Here is a 20276-nt window from a genome sequence, read left to right as displayed (position 1 = left end):
ATAACAAATAAAAAGTGACGAATAGGCATTTCCTTAAGGAGGTTTAACAATAATGGCAAGGCAACTGTTCGTTCATAGCAATCATTCCCACTTCACATCTCCTTTTTCATAAGTAAATATACGCTCTGCCGTCTTTCCTTTCCAGCGACAGTTTTTCAACATCAGCAATGCTCCCCGGGGCACTCTCTCAAATACAAGATACCCTTTATGATCAGCTTGCTTACGCTCCACAGTCTTCCAACCATTATCCCAATATCTTAACTCAAATTCATCCGGACAGAACAACTGTGTTTTCAGGTAAGAAGTCATTCCAATATGACTGACCATATACTCTTTTCCCAGATCTATATCTACCAGCCTTTCTGCCACCCTGCCTCTATAGCCCGTCGCCCCCAAACCATCGGTTATCATCCCGGGCACTTCATTCCTTCCGGTAGCTCTCATCGGAGTAATTATCCTCACATTCCCGATCCGTCCTTCTTCCGTATAAAAAGAAAGCTCCCCCAAAGCAATGCTATCCGACGGTAATAATAACCTTACAAAACGGTAAGGTAATCGTGCGGACACCTTCCGTACAACCGACTGCAGAGCCAGCGAGTCCGTCCATCTGCACAGTTCTTCTTCTGATTTTCCATCAAGTAATCCTACTATCCGGCTTCCTTTCATACACCCCAGATATTCCCTATTCTGATCATAAGCCGGCGCTCCCGTCACCATCCTCACGGCAACCTCCTCTGTTCCTTCATTTCCGCTCAGCTTCTCCATCGTTCCGTCATTCCGCAATCTGAAAGGTTCTGCTGCGGGCAATAATCCTCCCCGCTTGTAATAAACGGGTAAATAAACCATATCCTTACCTATTTCCCGAAAGACAGCCCTCCCGTTTTCTACCTTTCCCCACTGCACAGGGTGCCAGTCCTGATATCCGAACACAGCCAAATACGCATATTTCACCCCTTGAGGCGCCTCACCTGTCAACTCCACCGTTACATCGGCCGTTTCAAAATACTCCGAAGAAACATCCACCTTTTTCACACTACGAAATAGCTCCGGAATATCAGCTTTATCCACCTCTACATCTGCCAACGGTCCTTCAATGTGATTTGAATAGGTATATCTGTATACCTTCGGAAGGCGGAATCTTCCCCAAAGCTCATCATCATTCCGGTTATTATAAATCCGCTTATATTTCCAGCGATCATTATCCCAAAACGCCTCAAAAGCATGCGATTCCCCGTTTATTAGCACCACATTCCAGGTATGCGAATTATTTCGGTTTCCCCATGCCGGAACAAAGTCAATGGCAACCGGAATCCCCAATGATGATAATAACAAAGAGTTATACCAACAGCGCTGTGCACATAACCCATGACGCATCTTCTCAAGAGTCGCCGCATTCCATATCGGAATCTTCGTCCCCCAAAAACCGGAATGAGTCAGATACTTATATTCGTATAACAACGAATCGATCTCTTGTTGCCAATCCTTTCCCTCTTTCACAAAATACTTTCCCTGATGCCGTTTGTTGAACTCCCGGCGTGCATTGTCAATCAATAAGCCATTCTGTCGCCTATAAGGCAGTATATACTCACAAAAATCTTCAAACGAACAGTTTCTTGAATGCACATTCTCCACCCATGCCCGAAATGCCAGATCAATTTCCCGGATTAAATCTTCCGCCTTCATGCGGGTAATATCATAGTTAAGCTCCTGTCTCACCCGATGTCGATTACTAAAATTTTGCCAAAGACTATCTACCTGTTTCCCCCATTCCGTTCCTACCCGATAGCCATACTTTTGTCCCAATGAATCATAAGCCTCGTAAAAAGCAGAACAATCCTGCTCTACTATCGGATTAGCTCCATAACTTCCGGGCATATTGCCAATCAAGAAGCGTGCCGCCTCCAGCTTCCGGCCATCTCCTTCATAATGCTTCAGCACCGCTTCAAGTTCATTACGGTTATTGCCCGAAAGGGATAAGGCCTCCTCCACTTGTCTGTCTCTGCCCCCGCATGAAGAAACAAGGCAAAATAAACCGGTCGCTATAAATATTTCAGTCCTCTTCATACTATCTTTTTAGCAATAAACCCTAAATAGTATTGTGTCAACTCAAGGTGATCTTTAAGAGGATAAAAAGGATATTTACAATTCCCGTCCTTATCTATAAAATAAAAGTAACGTTGATCCATTCCAGTCCTATTATGCTTAGGAAAAACAAGACAAGAATAATCTATATTCCTATATCGAAATTTTCGCAATAAATTACTCAACCTAATATGATTATTCCGATTATCAGCATATGCCGTAAGTATTAATATCCTATCTGCACCAATTCGTTTCTGAATATCCAATAATACACATAAATCCTGTCGTACACATTCCTCACACATATACTCGGAAAAACAATATACTAATTGCACATTTTTTAAAGTATCAATGGGTTTAATATCAAAAGTAAGGTCACTATTCACATCTATATAATTAAAGAATGAATCTCCACAACTATCAACCTTTTCTTTTAGATCATTTATCCTATCCAAACCGTCATATACTTTTATCCTTTGTGTTACAACATTCCATAGAAGAAAGAAGTTACTGATAACCAATCCTATTAATACTATCTTAATCTTTATATTCATAATACAATAACACCGGATTTGCATCACCATCCAAAGAATCCAAATCATTTTTCCCAATCACTTCATCCTTCACAAGGCCTTGAGAGATAAAATACTTCATCTCAGGCAAATGACTGGGTTTAAGAGAATAGAAAACACCTCTATCACTCGCATACAAAAAAGTAGGTATCTGCCTGTGTGATGGTTGCTCTCCGAACAACACATCATCTTTAGAGCGATCAAACACCATAGTTTCACCCGTACTCTTATCATACAACGCATCCGTCCCCATCATTCCTTGCATATACGAAAACCCAATAACAGAGTCGTTCACAAACACATCAGATAGATTATAGGCCCTTCTTTGTGCCCCTAAATGCTGAATCAGCTTCATCATAGCCAATCCTTTGGCCGAAGGATTATCAGTAGTCCCAAGTATTTCTAAATCTGTTTTACACACCCAATCCTGACTCTTCACTACCATATAAGGAATAACCTGATCCCCATTCACATAGATAATCGTATCCATAAAGTCCTGAACAAAAAGAGCAGACTCAGTTCCTAAATTAAAAAACATATTCCCTTGAAGAGCTATCCCGTCCCAACCCTTTTTGTAATCAGCTACTTTAAAAAACATTTCTACATTACCTTCATTATCAAAGTCGATTCTTTGTAATAGGTAATGCTCTTGTCCAGGTTCATCTTCCAATTGATAATCAATATTTGCGTACAAGTACCCCTTTGAAAAAAACATCCGATTCAATCGATGTTCAACATTGCAAACTCCTAAATACTTTCCCGAAGCAATATCATACTTAAATATCTTTTTTTGACTATAATCGAATATATATATTTCCCCTTTTTTTGTATCAATCGTAAAATCTGTCGGCTTAGAATATTCTCCCGGTCCACTGCCCACATCACCTATCTTACGGATAAACCGCCCTTTAGAATCGAAAAGATATACTCCGCGTGCTATCTCTTCATCAAGTACAATATAATGACCTTTATAAACCTGCATTTTATTAACGTCTCCCAGCAACACAGATTTATCCATTGCCAAAGGAATCACTCTTACAGATTTAAACACATCAGAATACAAATACCAATCTTTCTGAATGGCACTATCCAGATCAGCTATATATATTTCGTTCTTTGATTTCTCCACCAAAGAACAAGAAGAAAAAGCACTAAGAAACAATAAAACCGATACTATACGGTACCAAGCAATCTTTTTATTGACAAGGTATTGATCTCGTAAAATCATTTTCTGCAATTTGTGCTCCATAACAATCATAAAAATAATAAATAGTACCAGATTGACATACCCCCGTCCTTGAACCTGTGCAGGAGAATTTTACAAGATAACGAGATAGTACCTTACGCCCATTACACTCTTGCTCTTCCAAAACAGTCCCAACCGCAGTTCCACATCCACCCGGACTGCCCCCTATTTCATCTTCAGCCAAAGCTTCTAAAGCTTCAATAGAAGCCAACCAGGCTCTATCAGAAGACTTCTCCGCTCTTGTAAACATTACATTTGTAACAGTACCTAAAATCAATAGAATACCCATTACACTTAAAACAAGTTTTTTCCTCATAATAATCAAATTTAAAGTTCAACAAATATATTTCATTTCAAACTATTTAGCATTCCCCATTATCTTTAATCGCAATGGAGACACAGAAGAGTTACAGTATACCGTAATAGTTTTATTAAAGTGCTCCGGATGATCCGCTTTATAAGTTACAATGATATCCAAAGACTTCCCTGGCGAAACCGGTTCTTTTGAATACTCCACTGAAGTACACCCACAAGATGTAACCGCATCATCAATGACAAGCATATTTTTACCTATATTATATAAAGTAAAAATACAAGATTGGGATTTCTCAGAAGAAAAACTTCCCATATCAATAGAAGATTTCGGCAACGTCGTTTCTGTCTGTAAAATTCCAGAGACAGTTACTTCTTTCCTTTTCAAAACAATACCCTTATATAAATCCTTAACTTTTTTACTATAAAGAGGGTTACCTATAGCTATTACTCTATTAGTTTTATCAAGCAGAAATGTACAGAAATTAATATCAGTAGAAAAATGATTTAATATGTTAAATGAATCTAATCTATCAACAAAAACGGGATACTCAAAACCATCACGTTTTAATAAATAAGTGATTTCTTTTGGCTCTTTCGGATGCAAATAAAAAAGAAATTTGACATTCGTATTTAATGAATCAAAACAGTTTATCACTTCCATCCATTTTCTCAATTGCATTTTACAAGCAGTACATCCGCTAGAGTCAATATAAGAAACGATAGTATAATCTGTCCTCCGCTCAATAAGTCCCAAATTAGACTCCTTTAAAGCCATACATGAAACACTATTGGGAAAAAGAATCTCTCTTCCCATCCAGCTATCTACCATATTTTTAATACCTTTCACCTTTTTACCTTCACAACCAACCAATAATATGCAGAGCATTAAACAACAGATCAACCCACTTTTCATACAGCGTTCTATTTTTTAATCCGAACAAATAATAATATAGAATTATCCTCTTCGTTCGATATTGTTAGCAATTCAGACAACTTATCATCAAACACATATCCATTTCCTGCCATATCTTTTAAGGATAATACATCCAATGGAGCCACATGATAATCATCAACTGAACCTATACTAAAATAATTCAGTTCACCGACCTTTAACTGATCCTGAAATATTTTAATTGGATAATTATACGTTCTATCAGTATTCTTATCATACAACCCTATATACTTTTCTTTATTTTTCATATAGCATACAAACAAATCACGTTCAGTTTCTTCTACACAATAATAAGAAATATAATCGGATTGAATCAGATCATATAAGTAATTAGAGTTTCCCTGATTACTAGTTTTATTCAGAAAATCTAAAGAAGGGATATCAGTACCCTCAAATGAAAAAGAATGAGCAGGAACTATCTCAGAAGTACCCACTCTATAAATCGTCAAATCAAAAGGAGTATATGCAAATACATTGGTTCCAACCTTATATATCATTTGAGAAGGCCCTGTTGTATAACCAGATTTAAACTCTTTATTCATTTTATAATCTATAATATCAAACAAAGAATCTGTAACCACAAAATAGAAGTCAGATAATTTAGAGTCTGTATATTCTCTACTATTCCAAAGCAAATTACCATCCTCTAACTGTAAACAGCAAGATGTACTAAAAGGTAATCTCCTTTCGTACAAAAAACTAAAATCAGTCGCATTGTAATACAATACTTTATCTTGGGCAATATCAATTGCGGCAATATAATTTTTATTATTGTCTACAAAAAATGAAGATAACAATATATATTCACCGGGGCCACTTCCCTTCTGTCCTATCTGATTTACAAAAGCTCCTGATTTGTTAAAAACATACAAATTAGAGTTGGCAGAATCCAATATTAATAAACAATTATTTAATTCTCTAATAAGCCCAACATTCTTTACCAAACATGAATCTTTTGTTTGAAGCTTTAAGAAAGATAACTCTAATATACTATCCGCATTTACATCAGTATGTTCTTTAAAAGAAATAATTGTACTGCTTTCATGCAATTCTTTCACTTGGCTACAACCACAAAATAGTATAAGTAGTAGCCCAACTGTAATTTTCCACTTTGTCACCATAATAATATTGACTTAATAAAGAGTGGGAGGCTACCAAACAACCTCCAAACTCTATAATAAAGAATAAAGCTCCTATCCTGCTACTGTTTTTTTACAACAAAGTGTACCATTACCACTGCAATGCAAAGTATTGGAATACTGATCATAATTTACATTCCCAAACGTACAATCAGCCGACGATTCGCGAGAATCTGCCAATGCCTCCACATTTGCCATTGCCAAATCCGACATTGTCACCTCTGCTCTTTGTGACTTATATATATTGTAGCCTGCAAAAGTTGCGACTACAGCGACTATCAGGGCTGCAAAAATCTTCTTACTCATAACTTACATATTTTTTATGTGGTTAGTAATTCTTTTATTTGTCGTGTCTCTCTTTCGGAGAGCCACCTCCTCCATAGAAAAAGTAAATACAACGTATATTTCATTTTTAAAGTATATCAAGCAAACCCGTAACACCCTAACCAAAAAGTCAGTTTAACTGATAACAATAATAATGATAACGCTCTTCTCCACCATCCGTTTCCTTTGTCATCAGGCAGAGTCGTTCATCATTACTATCCACCGAGATGCATATACCCCATCTATCCAGTATCACTCTCTTTACAGCACGTCCTTCCCAATCAAATACATAAACTTCATTTGCTATTGCCTTATTTTTCCCAATTTGCCCACTGTAAAGTGCATAAACATAGTTTTCAGTGGCTACCCCACGAAGAAATCCTTTAGGAGAATCGGTAGAGACATTAACAGAAGACACTTCGTTAGTAGATTGATTCTCAAATAACGGCGTATACGTATTCAAATGTACTACACTTTCCAGGCACGTGTCATTTACCACTTTCTGAATAGATAATAAATCGCACTCATACGCCAAGTAAGCAAAACGTTTTTTATCCGGCTTCATAATAAGATCCCCCCTGGAACAACAAATAGTTTACATCCCGATTTACCGCTTGCTCTGTTTGTGGAAAAGGGAGATATTGATTTAAAACCTTTTTCTGATTACATTTTGCTATCAGGCCACTTTCAAAAGTCCCACTTCCGTAAAAAAACAAAATATAAATCAATTTAAAGACAAACAAGAAAGCTCATAAGCATTCTGTTCGTTCTCGGCAATTACATAGATTGCGTTATCCTTCTCATCGACGGCAATATTAGAGAGGGAGCACCCTGTTTTAATTTTAGTTATCGGAATTCCCTCCCAATTAAATACAGTAATTTCCGAAGGTAAAGTTTCACTCCCTATACTATGTAATAATGTATATATACTATTATTGGTTACATATATGTCCTCAAAACCAATCTGAGTCGTTTCATTGAAAACAACATATTTGGGTATTGCCCCTTCGGCAATACCATATTTAGGCTCGTAAATATAAAGTATCTTTGCCAATGATAAGGAACAATTATCATCCAAATCAAACAATTCCAATACTCCTCCAAGATAGGTTGCATTCAACATCTTTGTCCTGTCAGGTCTTAATTTGGTTTTGGTATTGCTACAGAAAACTGACCAGACTTCTTCATCATCATTCGTATTTACACAATCTGAGAAAGAATTGTATAATTGAGTAACCTTTCTATCTTTTAATAATCCAAACCGAAGACCCTTATGATTTGCTTTTACAAGAAAGTTTGAATCTTTAAGAGAAAGCATATCATAGATTATTGTAGGCACTTCGGCTTGAGGCAAGCTATCATAATTCACCTGTATAACCTCAGATTTCAATGAGTCTTTTAGAAAAGAAGAAACATCATATTTCACTATTTTACGTAATGACGTATCGTAGGCATACATGTTTTTTCTATCTTCAGATAAATTGAATGATTCCACATTTATAAAATCAGTAGGCCCTTGCCCTTTTTCTCCAAATGATTTTATAGGTACCCCCTTTAGAGTAAACAGATGGAAGAAGTTATTATTAACATTATCCAATACCAGTAGCATTGAGTCTATACATTCCATTTGCAAAGGATACGAAAATAAAAACGTATCATTTAAAACAACCAGTCCTCGCGATATACTATCGCTACAAATCACTCTGTTTGAAAACTCAATCTTCTCTTTTGTCGAGTGACACCCTAAAAGAATAGTCCCTATTAAGATCAATATACTAAAATTTTTTCCCATGATCTTTTTTAATTTAGAGCTGACTAAAAATCTGCCAGATTATATAGTTTAATCAACGCCTACCCTTTAAAGTCAGCCCTATTATAAAACTACATACTACATTTATGACTTCCTGTTAATGTTCCTTTTGACTTAGGAATTGTGGTACCACATAATCCACATTTTGCACCACATGTACCAACCGTTCCTTTACAGGACCAAGTCGTTTCAGTACTAGATTCACCATCATTAGCCAAAGCTTCTATATTAGCCATTGCCAAATCTGACATCTCCATTTCTGCTCTCTGTGACTGATATATATTGTAGCCTGCAAAAGTTGCGACTACAGCGACTATCAGAGCCGCAAAAATCTTCTTACTCATAATCTACATATTTTTTATGAGGTTAGTAATTCTTTTATTTGTCGTGTCTCTCTTTCGGGAAGCCACCTCCTCCGTAGAAAAAGTAAATGCTACATTTACTCATTCCAATTTTTTTTTCGCTATCTTCGTGCCGGGCAACCTCCTTTTTTAAAGGTTATCCGGGAGTGAACGATTCTAAGACTTTTCACAGGACGTAGATCGTTCCACTCCCTTTCTAACCAAGTTAATATTTCTAATAATCCAAACTAAATCCTTGGCTCACATACTTCACTTTATCATGTTGAATTGGGCAGTCCACAGAACCTGTACCAATGCAAGAAGTATAAATAGGAGTTTCTCCGCTAGCCAAAGCTTCTACATTCTGAAGTGATAAAGAATTTAAATCACGAACTTGTTTCACAGGCATCCAGTGCCCCATAGAAAGAATAGCAATAAGAAGAATAGCTACTTTTAAAGTTTTTTTCATGTCTATATGCGTTTAAAATGCATACAAACATAAACCATATTTTTCTTATCATCATCATTTGCCGCGTTACAAAGCGTTACAAGGCCTCAATTTCCGGCAGTTGCAGCTGAAAAAGATCTCTGTTGTGCTGAACAATAGAAATAGAAGGATCGATTTGAAGTACCTTAGATAAACGATGCTTAGCTGTCCGGAGGCACTCCCGGCTCCTTCCAGATAAACACTTCTCGATTTCTTCACGTGTCAATTGACAATCAGTAGCATTTAAGAAAGCCAGCAAGAGAGTAGAGGACTGAAGATTAAGTGGAATTATTTCTTCATTACACACCAATATCTTTTTATATGCATCAAAGGTCAGTATAGGGCTCAATTTATAAACCAGAGATTTTGTTCCCAACAGTTCTTTTGCCTTTTTTAATTCCGCTATTTGCCCTTCGTACGCCTTTGACTTTTGCTCCAGATCCTTCAACAGCATGTCCTTTTCCCGAGCATCAGATCGCTGCATTTCAACTTGTTGCGCATATTGATCCCGTATACTCGCTAACTCTACTAATTTTTCTTTTGACTTATTTAAATCGGCTATCTGATCTTCACACTCTTTCAACTTTTGCTCCAGATCCTTCAACAATATGTCCTTCTCCCGAGCGTCAGATCGCTGCACTTCAATCTGGTGCGCATATTGATCCCGTATACTCGCTAACTCTACTAATTTTTCTTCCCTTCTTTTTAGCTTCTCCGCTAACAGCCAACGCTCAGATTGTATTTTAAACAAACGGTTTTTCACCCTAAACAAATAGATCAAATAAACAATCAAACACAAAGCTATACCAACAATCATTCCGAATGGAAAGAAATGGTATCTACAAACCGACCACCAAGTATAATATAAAAAACCGGAAACCTCTATTTCACATCTCTCCCCCAAATAAACAACAAACTTCAACTCTGGAGACAGATTGACAGTCCGACTCTTTTTATATAAGGTATTATTTTCCAAGTCTGTAGTTACTATTTGTATCGCAGCTCTTGCCAAAATATGTCGTGTTTGCAGACTATCCGCCCAGGTCTGACTCAAAGTCATGGGAGATAACTGCTTCTCAGAACAAATAACAGAGTGTAATGAACGTTCTCTCGATATCTGAGAAAGATTTTTCCGGCTCTTCCCAGCATCCACTTTATACTGTCTGGATCCGGTTTCGGTCATTATCGAAATAGTTAAAGGTATCGTGTCACTTGATATCCCGGAAAAAGAATAAAATAAATCCAATTCCTCCCCTTTCTTTTTCATTTCATCTTTCAATACTTGTGTAAACAGCTTTTCCGCCTTTATGTGCATCAACTTTCTATTTCTTTGAAAGAAATACAAACTAACCAGAAATGCTAATAACACTATCCCCAGAATGCATAGCAATAACCGAATATACTTCATATCAATATATTTAAGTGAAAAACCGTTCTTACCATTTCGATTTATTTTACTGACAAAAATAAGATTATTTACAACAAGAACAAAGACATCGAAGAAAATAATTAAAAAAACAAACAAGACTGTTCATAAGCATTCTGTTCATTTTCAGCACAAACAATAACTCTTGTACAATTCAGATTATTCCAATATAGATTGCATTCAGCATTTTCGTCCTGTCAAATTCTAATTAGCTCTTATTCATTACGGCCATGCTTCTTCATTATTTGTATTTACACAATTCGAGAAAAGATCCCTGCATGAAGAAAAATTTGAAAGATAAAAAATATATATCAAACAAACCCGTAACACCCTAACCAAAAAGTCAGTTTAACTGATAACAATAATAATGATAACGTTCTTCTCCACCATCCGTTTCCTTTGTCATCAGGCAGAGTCGTTCATCATTACTATCCACCGAGATGCATATACCCCATCTATCCAGTATCACTTTCTTTACAGCACGTCCTTCCCAATCAAATACATAAACTTCATTTGCTATTGCCTTATTTTTCCCAATTTGCCCACTGTAAAGTGCATAAACATAGTTTTCAGTGGCTACCCCACGAAGAAATCCTTTAGGAGAATCGGTAGAGACATTAACAGAAGACACTTCGTTAGTAGATTGATTCTCAAATACCGGCGTATACGTATTCAAATGTACTACACTTTCCAGGCACGTATCATTTACCACTTTCTGAATAGATAATAAATCGCACTCATACGCCAAGTAAGCAAAACGTTTTTTATCCGGCTTCATAATAAGATCCCCCTGGAACAACAAATAGTTTACATCCCGATTTACCGCTTGCTCTGTGTGTGGAAAAGGAAGATATTGATTTAAAATCTCTTTCTGATTACATTTCGCTATCAAGCCACTTTCAAAAGTCCCACTCCCGTAAAATATGGAATCCGAATAAGCATATACCCTATTCATTCCTAACTTAGGAGCTGAAACACAATCTATCTTTGAAAGACTGCCTTGAGCTAAACTATCAATTTGAAAAGAACTTATAGTTTGTAAAGACTGATCATACAGTAGCAAAGAACGCTTGCCCATATCTACATACATTTGGGATATAGATAGAAAATCATCCGGCCCCATGCCTTTATTCCCAAAAGCAACCATCTCTTTCCCTGTATTCATGTTATAAACATGCACCATCGGATTGGCAGTCCAATCTATTAGACACAGAGTGGAATCATAAGAACACATCAGATAGGGAGCTAATAGTTCCTTGTTTAAACTAACTTCCTTATCACTCTTAAGCGATTGTTCTAAAGGAAAATCATACACAGTTTTTTCTTCCCTGCCACAAGAATAGAAAGAAAGTAAAATTACAAATAAAACGACTAAATTAAATCTCATATTATTCATATTTATTCTATAAAGTCACTATCCCACTTCAATCGGGCAAATGCTTCCACAACTCTACCAAATCGACAGATTCTATATTACAATCCACATCTAATAGATACATCTTGGATTTGGTAAACACGAATGATCTTATTTTAAACGGAAACTTAAATTTTACAATTGGAACTCCATCTTTATTAAAAACCAGCAAATGAGTGGGGACTAAAGCTGAAATATCATTCTCTTGATCCATTGTTATATCAGGTTTCCCTATATACGTCGCAAAAATATAATTCTGATAAACCCTGATATCACCAAAGCCCAAAAGATGTTTGTATTTATCTAATGAAATCCCATTCGCTGATTTTTGGATTATTGGAGATATATACATCCTCTCAAATACTGGTTTTATCTCTTTCTCAGATAAAATATCATAAGCAGCCATATAAGAAAAGTCATTAGAAGCATAATAAACCGTATTATCATCTATACATAAATGACCAATAAAAGGAGCGAGCTTATTATTTGCATTTTCCTCAATGTCTATCGGCACCCGTGCAAAAGTGGTAAGTGTATCCAAACTTTCGTCTAACAATGTAAACAAATGTTCTTTTCCAAATAAACGGGCACCTACAAATAAACCACTTTGTAGACGACAAATCTGATAATAAAATTCTGAATTCATTTTAGGACTAACATCTTCAAGACACTTATATTGCAAACTATCATTATGATTTGATAGTAAATAAGTCATTCGCCTTGTTCTAGAACGTTCAGAAACATAAATAGTATCATTGCAATGTCCTATATATCCAGGAGTGATACATTCTCCAAAACCATTTCCTTTTTGCAAGAAGTGTCCCAGTTCGGAAGCATTCGATTCACATAAAACCAATGCTCCAGACGAAGGATCTCCATTGAAAAGAAAGAATAATGAATCAATCATTTCAAAAGGAAATGCACCTCTAGCAATTACTTCGTCTTTATTAATCCTATTAGTTTTAATATCTATAGAATTCATTGACAGAATATTTGCTATATGCTCTTTCCTATCTGAACAAGAACAAACAAGAATTAAAATAAAAAACGATACAATTTTATTCATAATAATAAATTAGGGGATAAAATTGACTAGTCAAAACTAATATTTCTATCCCCACTTTTTATAAGAATCAGTACTTTGTTTTTTGGTCAAAATAAGTTTCTAGATAATTCCCATTTGGGGTCACTATCAAAACAGAGCAATAACGATTAGATGCACTGACACAATCCTCATCATTAATCTCAGAACCAGCTAACGCCTCTACATTGGCCATCGTCAAATCCGACATGATACTTTCTACTCTCTGTGACTGATATATATTGTAGCCTGCAAAAGTTGCGACTACAGCGACTATCAAAGACAAATAAGACAACTGGCAGCACTCGCCCTATAGAAATTTATTTCATTATGCTCCAATTATTTAGCATTTCCAGTTATCTTTAATTCCAAAGGAGAAGCGGAAGCATTGCAATATAGTATAATAGTTTTATTAAAGTGTTCCGGATGGTCTGCTTTATAAGTTACTTTAACTGCTAAAGACTTTCCGGGCTGAACGGGTTCTTTGGAATATTCAACAGAAGTACATCCGCAAGATGTCTTATTATCATAAACGACCAAATTATTATTACCAATATTGTGTATCTCAAAAGTTATATGCTGCTCTCGTCTCCAATCAAAACTCCCCAAATCAACCATATCTTCCTCTATTTTTATCACTGTTCGCATATTTGAAAGAGAATCTCCATCTATTCCTCCTGAAATAAGATGGATATAGAGTTCTCTTACATCGTAATTATGGACCGGATTTCCTATCGCAATTACATGATTGTTTTTATCTAATAAAAAAGTTTGAAAATTTAGCTGTGAAGGAAACTTATTCACTTTATTAAAAGTATCTTCCGTATCCATACAAACAGGATAATCAAAACGATTTTGTTTTAACACAGACCTCATCTCGCGAACATTAGCAGGATGAAGAAAAAAAAGAACCGGTATTTGATAGCCTACTATAGAATCCGCATATTTCATAAATTCCTTCCATTTAGGCAATTGCAATTTACAGCTGGAACAACCCAACGAATCGACATAGGTCACGATCTTATAATCCGAAACAGGGATTTTAAAATCGACAGGAGTTTTTCCATATAACGTAAAACTAGGATTTGTCGGAAATAGTACCTCCTTCCCATTCCAATTTTTAACAAGTTCTTCAAGTTTTTCCTTCTCGGTCTGCTGACATGAGATTAGAAAGAAAAAACAACCTAACACCAGTATAAGATTTTTCATTTGAAATAAAATTTGATTAAACAGGGGTTATCATCTTCTAAACGCTCTTCCAGCTTCTTATATTCCTCCGGAGGAAGCACTTTTTCATAGTTTGGAAAGTCTTCATTGAAAACAATACAAGTCAGGAAATCTTCATTAAAAGCTAAAGGTTCAAAATGAATGCCTTCTGTTGTTTTTTCAAAAAAGAAACTCTTACTGTCTTCCTTCCGATAAAATAGATTTTTCGAATGCTTAAGCCCGAACACCAACATGATATAATAGAATTTATCATTCTGATATTGATCGCATAAAAAATAAGGCACAGTAGAATCACGTAAATACTGCAACATTAATTTATATTCTTCAACCTTTTTATCCTCTAATAAAGTGAATCCATACTCCTTCAAATCAAGATTATCTTTTCCAAAATCCCAACGGTATGCAACCCGTAAGCTATCTGTCCTTACTTCATATACTTCATTTTGATAAGGATTCGAAAAATATATTTTATGTTCATAATTATAAAAAGGTTTAGAATTCAGAGTAGTGAGAACGGGAGGAACATGCCAAAATTCTTTCACATTCTTGGAAGACTCTTTAGAAATAACGCTGATACAATTATCATTCTCAGAGGCAGGAAGTGTCCATGTAACGAAATACTTACTCTCCAGCTCCTCTATCAATTGATAATTTGCCCTCGTTGGCAGTTTTATTTCTTTTATGAATTTTCCATCCAGAGAATACACATAAAGAGAGCCAAATGGAGATAGCATATACACTGCATTTTCTTTTTCTTTAATAACGGCATCGTATATTTCACGATACTCTCCGGGACCTTGTCCCTTTTTACCTATTTTATGCAAAAGATGCCCTTCTTCATCAAAAGAAAACACAGCCGGAACCCCTTCATCGACAATATAATATCTGTTATCTTTTATAATAACTTTTACAGGCCTTACAAGAAAGGAACTATCATTGGTTTCCAATGGAATGACAGATATTTTAGAGAATAATTCTTCCGTTGGAACAGGGCGTTCAACCAAATCGACATGTAATACTTCACAGTCGGTTTTATCTCCAGTGCTTTTACATGAAAAAAGTATAAACAAGAGAAGGATTAACGAGATATTCTTCATAACTTTATTAGATTAGATTAACAATACAGGAAGTTATACCAAGAAATTTGTAGTAATCATCTCCCCCTCCTGTATTTTAAAAAAAGAAATGAAGAAACTCTAAACTTTTGGTATAACTTCCTCTTAATAGTTAGCAGGTACAAGAATATGTTTGACTACCGTCAAAATGACAGTTTCCCCACTTATCATAAACCTTGTAGCAACGTCCTACTCCGTCAGAACACGTACGGGAGCAAGTGATAGTAGCACCGCCCTCAGTATCGCCTGCCAATGCTTCGACATTAGCTATCACCAAGTCTGAAACTATTTTCTCTGTTTTCTGTGACTGATATATATTGTAGCCTGCAAAAGTTGCGACTACAGCGACTATCAGGGCCGCAAAAATCTTTTTACTCATAATCTACTTTTATGATGTTAATTATTTTTCTCCCATATCTCTCTTTCGGGGAGCCACCTCCTCCGTAAAAAAAGTAAATGCTACATTTACTCATTCCAATTATTTTTTCGCTATCTTCGTGCCGGGCAACCTCCTTTTTTAAAGGTTATCCGGGAGTGAACGATTCTAAGACTTTTCCCGGACGTAGATCGTCCACTCCCTTTCTAACCCAAGTTAATAATGCAATGAATGATTCTAGTGTGATAAGATTTATATAAAAGAGCACTCACTCCCCAAGACTAAATCCTTGAACCACATATTCTACTTTAATATGGTTAATAGGACAATCTACAGATCCGTCACCCAAGCAACCTAAATTGGTAACGTGTTCACTACCGGCAAGCGCCTCTACATTTTGCAAGAATAAGGAATTTACTCTCTTAGGAGTTTTCGCGGCAGGCCAATACCCGACCAAGGCTATTAAACCAAGCCCAAAGATCAATTTCATATAGTTTTTCATGGTTTCAAAGTATAAGTGTTAATAACTGGCAGCAAAGGTAAAAAGAGATTTTGGATAAACTGCTATCAATTTTATTGCCATTTATGTCAAATCATTATCAACAAGGTCGTCTATGAACAACATACGATAACGATCGCTTCCAAAACGCCTGAAACAAACACCACAACCAGCTTGCTCTAATCTCTTCCCTAATTTGTTTCCGGCAGAACAAAACGTATTTATCTGAACGTTCGATTGACCTTTCCAAATAAACTTAATAATATCCTCATCAGTCACAGTATAATCGGGAGCATCTAAAAAAAGCTTTAGAATCTGACACTGTTGGGGGGACAAAGACATTTTCTTGCCATTACAATTAAGAACTCTATTCTGGGAATCAAAAACAACTCCATAACGTAAACCATATAGTTGTCCTTCTACTTTACAAATTTGCTTTATTAAAGGTGCCTTTTTTTCCGGAGATGTTTCTTTTTCAACTATTATCTCACGAATGACCTCTTTCTCAACAACGACTTCCTTTTCAACGACAACCTCATAAGGAACCTCTTTTAATTCCGGAGGGCGATTCACCTTTTTATAATAAAAGCAGATAAATAAAAGCATCAATAACAAACAAATTACAATCCATCCAAAAGGTTGCCAATGATACCATAATATTGTTTTCCAACTAAAAGCTAAAAGACCGATGACCTCTATCTCACAACGATTACCTATATATGAAGTTATAATCCCAGAAGAAGTATCCCACACACCATCGTGACTTGATGAACTAATAATCTTTCCTTGAAGATTTTCCATCCGCACATGTATAGTGGACTCTGTATCAATGTGATCTTTCTTAAGCATACTCTGCCAATGTTCATTTAAAGAATCCGGCAATAAATGGGATTTCTCACATAATATAGAGTGTATTGACCGGTTTCTCAGGTTCTGAGAAATGTTCTTTTTACTTTTCAGGGAATCAACCTCATACTCTTTTTTCCCCTCTTCTGTGATAATGCAAATTTTCAAAGGTAAAGTATCAGATGAACTCTCAGAAAACAGATGAAATAGATTTAAATTTCTTTCTTTTCTTTCTATCTCTTCTTGAAGCATCTGTACGAATAGCCTCTCCGCCTGTTGATGTACAGCCACCTTATTTCGTTGATAGAAATAGGCTCCAACCAATAGTGATAGGATTATCACTCCAATAACACACGAAAGCAATTTATTTTTTGTCATTTCGATTTATTTTACCGACAAAAATAATATTATTTCTTAACAAGAAACTAAAATATAGAAAAAATTAAATAACAAATTTAGGGATATACAAAACAGTTTGTAAGTATTCTGTTCATTTCACACGCAAACAAGAACTCTTGTACGAGTCAACTAATTCCAATATTCCTCCAAGATAGATTGCATTCAGTACCGTTTCAAATTCATCACGGTTATTGCCCGAAAATAACAAAGCCTCCTCCCGCTTGTCTGTTCCATCCCTGCATAAAGAAAAATTTGAAAAACAAAAAATATACATATCAAGCAACCCCGTAACACCCTAATAAAAAAGTCAGTTTAACTGATAACAATAATAATGATAACGCTCTTCTCCACCATCCGTTTCCTTTGTCATCAGGCAGAGTCGCTCATCATTACTATCCACCGAGATGCATATATCCCATCTATCCAGTATCACTTTCTTTACAATAGTACCTCCTTCCCATTCCAATTTTTAACAAGTTCTTCAAGTCTTTCCTTCTCGGTCTGCTGACATGAGATTAGAAAGAAAAAACAACCTAACACCAGTATAAGATTTTTCATTTAAAATAAAATTTGATTAAACAGGGGTTATCATCTTCTAAACGCTCTTCCAGCTTCTTATATTCCTCCGAAGGAAGCACTTTTTCATAGTTTGGAAAGTCTTCATTGAAAACAATACAAGTCAGAAAATCTTCATTAAAGGCTAAAGGATGGAGCAAAACACCTTCCGCTGTTTTCTCAAAAAAGAAACTCTTGCCGTCATCCTTTCGATAAAACAGATTTATCCGATGCCGAAAGCCAAACGTCAACATGGTATAATAATATTTTTTATTCTGAAATTGATGCCTTAATAAATAAGGTACAGTAGAATCACGTAAACACTGCAACATTAATTTATATTCCTCAACCTTTTGATCCTCTAATAAAGTGAATCCATACTCCTTCAAATCAAGATTATCTTTTCCAAAATCCCAACGGTATGCAACCCGTAAGCTATCTGTCCTTACTTCATATACTTCATTTTGATAAGGATTCGAAAAATATACTTTATGTTCATAATTATAAAAAGGTTTAGAATTCAGAGTAGTGAGAACGGGAGGGACATGCCAAAATTCTTTCACATTATTGAAAGACTCTTTAGAAATAACGCTGATACAATTTTCATTCTCAGAAGCAGGTAATGTCCATGTAACGAAATACTTACTATCCAGTTCCTCTATCAATTGATAATTAGACCTCGTTGGCAGTTTTATTTCTTTTATGAATTTTCCATCCAGAGAATACACATAAAGAGAGCCAAATGGAGATAGCATATACACTGCATTTTCTTTTTCTTTAATAACGGCATCATATATTTCACGATACTCTCCGGGGCCTTGTCCCTTTTTACCTATTTTATGCAAAAGGTGCCCTTCTTCATCAAAAGAAAACACAGCCGGAACCCCTTCATCGACAATATAATATCCGTTATCTTTTATAATAACTTTTACAGGCCTTACAAGAAAGGAACTATCATTGGTTTCCAATGGAATGACAGATATTTTAGAAAATAATTCTTCTGTTGGAACAGGGCGTTCAACCAAATCGACATGTAATACTTCACAGTCGGTTTTATCTCCAGTGCTTTTACATGAAAAAAGTATAAACAAGAGAAGTGTTAACAAGATATTCTTCATAATTTTATTACATTAAATTAACAATACAGGAAGTTATACCAAGAAAATTGTAGTAATCATCTCCTCTCCTGTATTTTAAAAAAGGAAATGAAGAAACTCTAAACTTTTGATATAACTTCTTCTTAATAGTTAGCAGGCACAAGAATATGTTTGACTACCGTCAAAATGACAGTTTCCCTAATCATCATAAACCTTGTAGCAACGTCCTACTCCATCAGAACACGTATGGGAGCAAGGATATTTCGGGTAGCCACCTCCGCCGTAGAAAAAGTAAATGCTACATTTACTCATTCCAATAAATTTTTCGCTATCTTCGTGCCGGGCAACCTCCTTTTTTAAAGGTTATCCGGGAGTGAACGATTCTAAGACTTTTCCCAGGACGTAGATCGTTCACTCCCTTTCTAACCCTAATTGATAATGCAATGAATGATTCTAGTGTGATGAGATTTATATAAAATGAATCCTCACTCCCCAAGACTAAATCCTTGAACCACATGTTCTACTTTGATATGGTTAATAGGACAATCTACAGATCCGTCACCCAAGCAACCTAAATTGGTAACGTGTTCACTGCCGGCAAGCGCCTCTACATTTTGCAAGAATAGGGAATTTACTCTCTTAGGAATTTTCGTGGTAGGCCAATACCCGATCAAGACTATTAACCCAAAGATTAATTTCATATAGTTTTTCATGGCTTCAAAGTATAAGTGTTAATAACTGGCAGCAAAGGTAAAAAGAGATTTTGGATAAACTGCTATCAATTTTATTGCCATTTATATCAAATCATTGCCAACAAGATCCTCTATGAACAACATACGATAACAATCGGTTCCAAAACGCCTGAAGCAAACGTCACAACCAGCTTACTCCAATCTCTTCCCTAATTTGTTTCCGGCAGAACAAAACGTATTTATCTGAATACTCGTTTCGCCTTTCCAAATAAACTTAATGA

Annotated in this window: 23 protein-coding genes; all 23 read right to left on the bottom strand. The window is 35.8% G+C overall.

The features are described 5' to 3' along the window. Positions 1-81: 81 nt before the first annotated feature. The 23 genes from BF9343_RS00275 to BF9343_RS00170 all read right to left on the bottom strand — a co-directional run bounded on the left by BF9343_RS00275 (position 82) and on the right by BF9343_RS00170 (position 20004). Positions 82-2064: a hypothetical protein gene (locus BF9343_RS00275; protein WP_010991887.1), complete on the bottom strand. Its 1983-nt coding sequence runs from the start codon at positions 2062-2064 to the stop codon at positions 82-84. Then, entirely contained in the window at positions 2061-2636 is a 576-nt protein-coding gene (locus BF9343_RS00270) for a beta clamp domain-containing protein (protein ID WP_010991886.1), read from the bottom strand. Before BF9343_RS00270 ends, BF9343_RS00275 begins: the two co-directional genes overlap by 4 nt. Continuing rightward, positions 2620-3882 (bottom strand): 6-bladed beta-propeller, encoded by a 1263-nt coding sequence (locus tag BF9343_RS00265; protein WP_010991885.1) that lies wholly within the window; start codon positions 3880-3882, stop codon positions 2620-2622. Before BF9343_RS00265 ends, BF9343_RS00270 begins: the two co-directional genes overlap by 17 nt. Then, positions 3851-4216: a hypothetical protein gene (locus BF9343_RS23845; RefSeq protein ID WP_010991884.1), complete on the bottom strand. Its 366-nt coding sequence runs from the start codon at positions 4214-4216 to the stop codon at positions 3851-3853. Before BF9343_RS23845 ends, BF9343_RS00265 begins: the two co-directional genes overlap by 32 nt. 42 nt (positions 4217-4258) lie before the next feature. Continuing rightward, the gene (locus BF9343_RS00255; protein ID WP_010991883.1) at positions 4259-5128 is read right to left on the bottom strand and encodes a DUF1573 domain-containing protein; all 870 of its coding nucleotides are present in this window, start codon (positions 5126-5128) and stop codon (positions 4259-4261) included. Between the two features lie 8 nt (positions 5129-5136). Further along, positions 5137-6288: a 6-bladed beta-propeller gene (locus BF9343_RS00250; RefSeq protein ID WP_010991882.1), complete on the bottom strand. Its 1152-nt coding sequence runs from the start codon at positions 6286-6288 to the stop codon at positions 5137-5139. Positions 6289-6360: 72 nt separating this feature from the next. Next, the gene (locus BF9343_RS00245; RefSeq protein ID WP_010991881.1) at positions 6361-6612 is read right to left on the bottom strand and encodes an NVEALA domain-containing protein; all 252 of its coding nucleotides are present in this window, start codon (positions 6610-6612) and stop codon (positions 6361-6363) included. Between the two features lie 148 nt (positions 6613-6760). After that, the gene (locus BF9343_RS00240) at positions 6761-7195 is read right to left on the bottom strand and encodes a BF3164 family lipoprotein (RefSeq protein ID WP_010991879.1); all 435 of its coding nucleotides are present in this window, start codon (positions 7193-7195) and stop codon (positions 6761-6763) included. 159 nt (positions 7196-7354) lie between these two features. Then, positions 7355-8422: a BF3164 family lipoprotein gene (locus BF9343_RS00235; protein WP_010991878.1), complete on the bottom strand. Its 1068-nt coding sequence runs from the start codon at positions 8420-8422 to the stop codon at positions 7355-7357. Between the two features lie 89 nt (positions 8423-8511). Further along, a complete protein-coding gene (locus tag BF9343_RS00230; RefSeq protein WP_010991877.1) occupies positions 8512-8784 on the bottom strand; it encodes an NVEALA domain-containing protein in 273 nt (90 codons plus the stop codon). A gap of 232 nt (positions 8785-9016) precedes the next feature. Continuing rightward, complete coding sequence (locus tag BF9343_RS00225; protein WP_010991876.1) at positions 9017-9250, bottom strand: NVEALA domain-containing protein; 234 nt, start codon at positions 9248-9250, stop codon at positions 9017-9019. A 76-nt stretch (positions 9251-9326) separates the two neighbouring features. Beyond that, positions 9327-10583: a hypothetical protein gene (locus BF9343_RS00220; RefSeq protein ID WP_041926290.1), complete on the bottom strand. Its 1257-nt coding sequence runs from the start codon at positions 10581-10583 to the stop codon at positions 9327-9329. Between the two features lie 454 nt (positions 10584-11037). Continuing rightward, positions 11038-12081 (bottom strand): BF3164 family lipoprotein, encoded by a 1044-nt coding sequence (locus tag BF9343_RS00215; protein WP_032532447.1) that lies wholly within the window; start codon positions 12079-12081, stop codon positions 11038-11040. Positions 12082-12118: 37 nt separating this feature from the next. After that, complete coding sequence (locus BF9343_RS00210; protein WP_010991872.1) at positions 12119-13174, bottom strand: BF3164 family lipoprotein; 1056 nt, start codon at positions 13172-13174, stop codon at positions 12119-12121. 67 nt (positions 13175-13241) lie between these two features. Further along, positions 13242-13484, bottom strand: coding sequence for an NVEALA domain-containing protein (locus tag BF9343_RS21700; RefSeq protein WP_005779749.1), 243 nt, complete (start codon positions 13482-13484; stop codon positions 13242-13244). A 44-nt stretch (positions 13485-13528) separates the two neighbouring features. Beyond that, positions 13529-14398 carry a DUF1573 domain-containing protein gene (locus tag BF9343_RS00205; RefSeq protein WP_005799326.1) on the bottom strand — a complete coding sequence of 290 codons (870 nt, stop codon included), beginning with the start codon at positions 14396-14398 and terminating at the stop codon, positions 13529-13531. Beyond that, positions 14395-15513, bottom strand: a complete 1119-nt coding sequence (locus BF9343_RS00200; protein WP_010991871.1) for a 6-bladed beta-propeller — start codon at positions 15511-15513, stop codon at positions 14395-14397. Before BF9343_RS00200 ends, BF9343_RS00205 begins: the two co-directional genes overlap by 4 nt. 130 nt (positions 15514-15643) lie before the next feature. Beyond that, positions 15644-15910 (bottom strand): NVEALA domain-containing protein, encoded by a 267-nt coding sequence (locus BF9343_RS00195; RefSeq protein ID WP_010991870.1) that lies wholly within the window; start codon positions 15908-15910, stop codon positions 15644-15646. 265 nt (positions 15911-16175) lie between these two features. Then, complete coding sequence (locus BF9343_RS00190) at positions 16176-16397, bottom strand: NVEALA domain-containing protein (protein ID WP_005812429.1); 222 nt, start codon at positions 16395-16397, stop codon at positions 16176-16178. 93 nt (positions 16398-16490) lie between these two features. Further along, positions 16491-17630: a winged helix-turn-helix domain-containing protein gene (locus tag BF9343_RS00185; RefSeq protein WP_010991867.1), complete on the bottom strand. Its 1140-nt coding sequence runs from the start codon at positions 17628-17630 to the stop codon at positions 16491-16493. A 328-nt stretch (positions 17631-17958) separates the two neighbouring features. Beyond that, positions 17959-18117, bottom strand: a complete 159-nt coding sequence (locus BF9343_RS21690) for a hypothetical protein (RefSeq protein WP_008769118.1) — start codon at positions 18115-18117, stop codon at positions 17959-17961. An 88-nt stretch (positions 18118-18205) separates the two neighbouring features. After that, entirely contained in the window at positions 18206-19324 is a 1119-nt protein-coding gene (locus tag BF9343_RS00175) for a 6-bladed beta-propeller (protein ID WP_010991865.1), read from the bottom strand. Positions 19325-19788: 464 nt separating this feature from the next. Next, positions 19789-20004: an NVEALA domain-containing protein gene (locus BF9343_RS00170; protein WP_005783606.1), complete on the bottom strand. Its 216-nt coding sequence runs from the start codon at positions 20002-20004 to the stop codon at positions 19789-19791. Between the last annotated feature and the right edge of the window lie 272 nt (positions 20005-20276).

Source organism: Bacteroides fragilis NCTC 9343, from assembly GCF_000025985.1.
Classification (GTDB): domain Bacteria; phylum Bacteroidota; class Bacteroidia; order Bacteroidales; family Bacteroidaceae; genus Bacteroides; species Bacteroides fragilis.
This window is presented reverse-complemented; position numbering and strand designations above follow the sequence as displayed.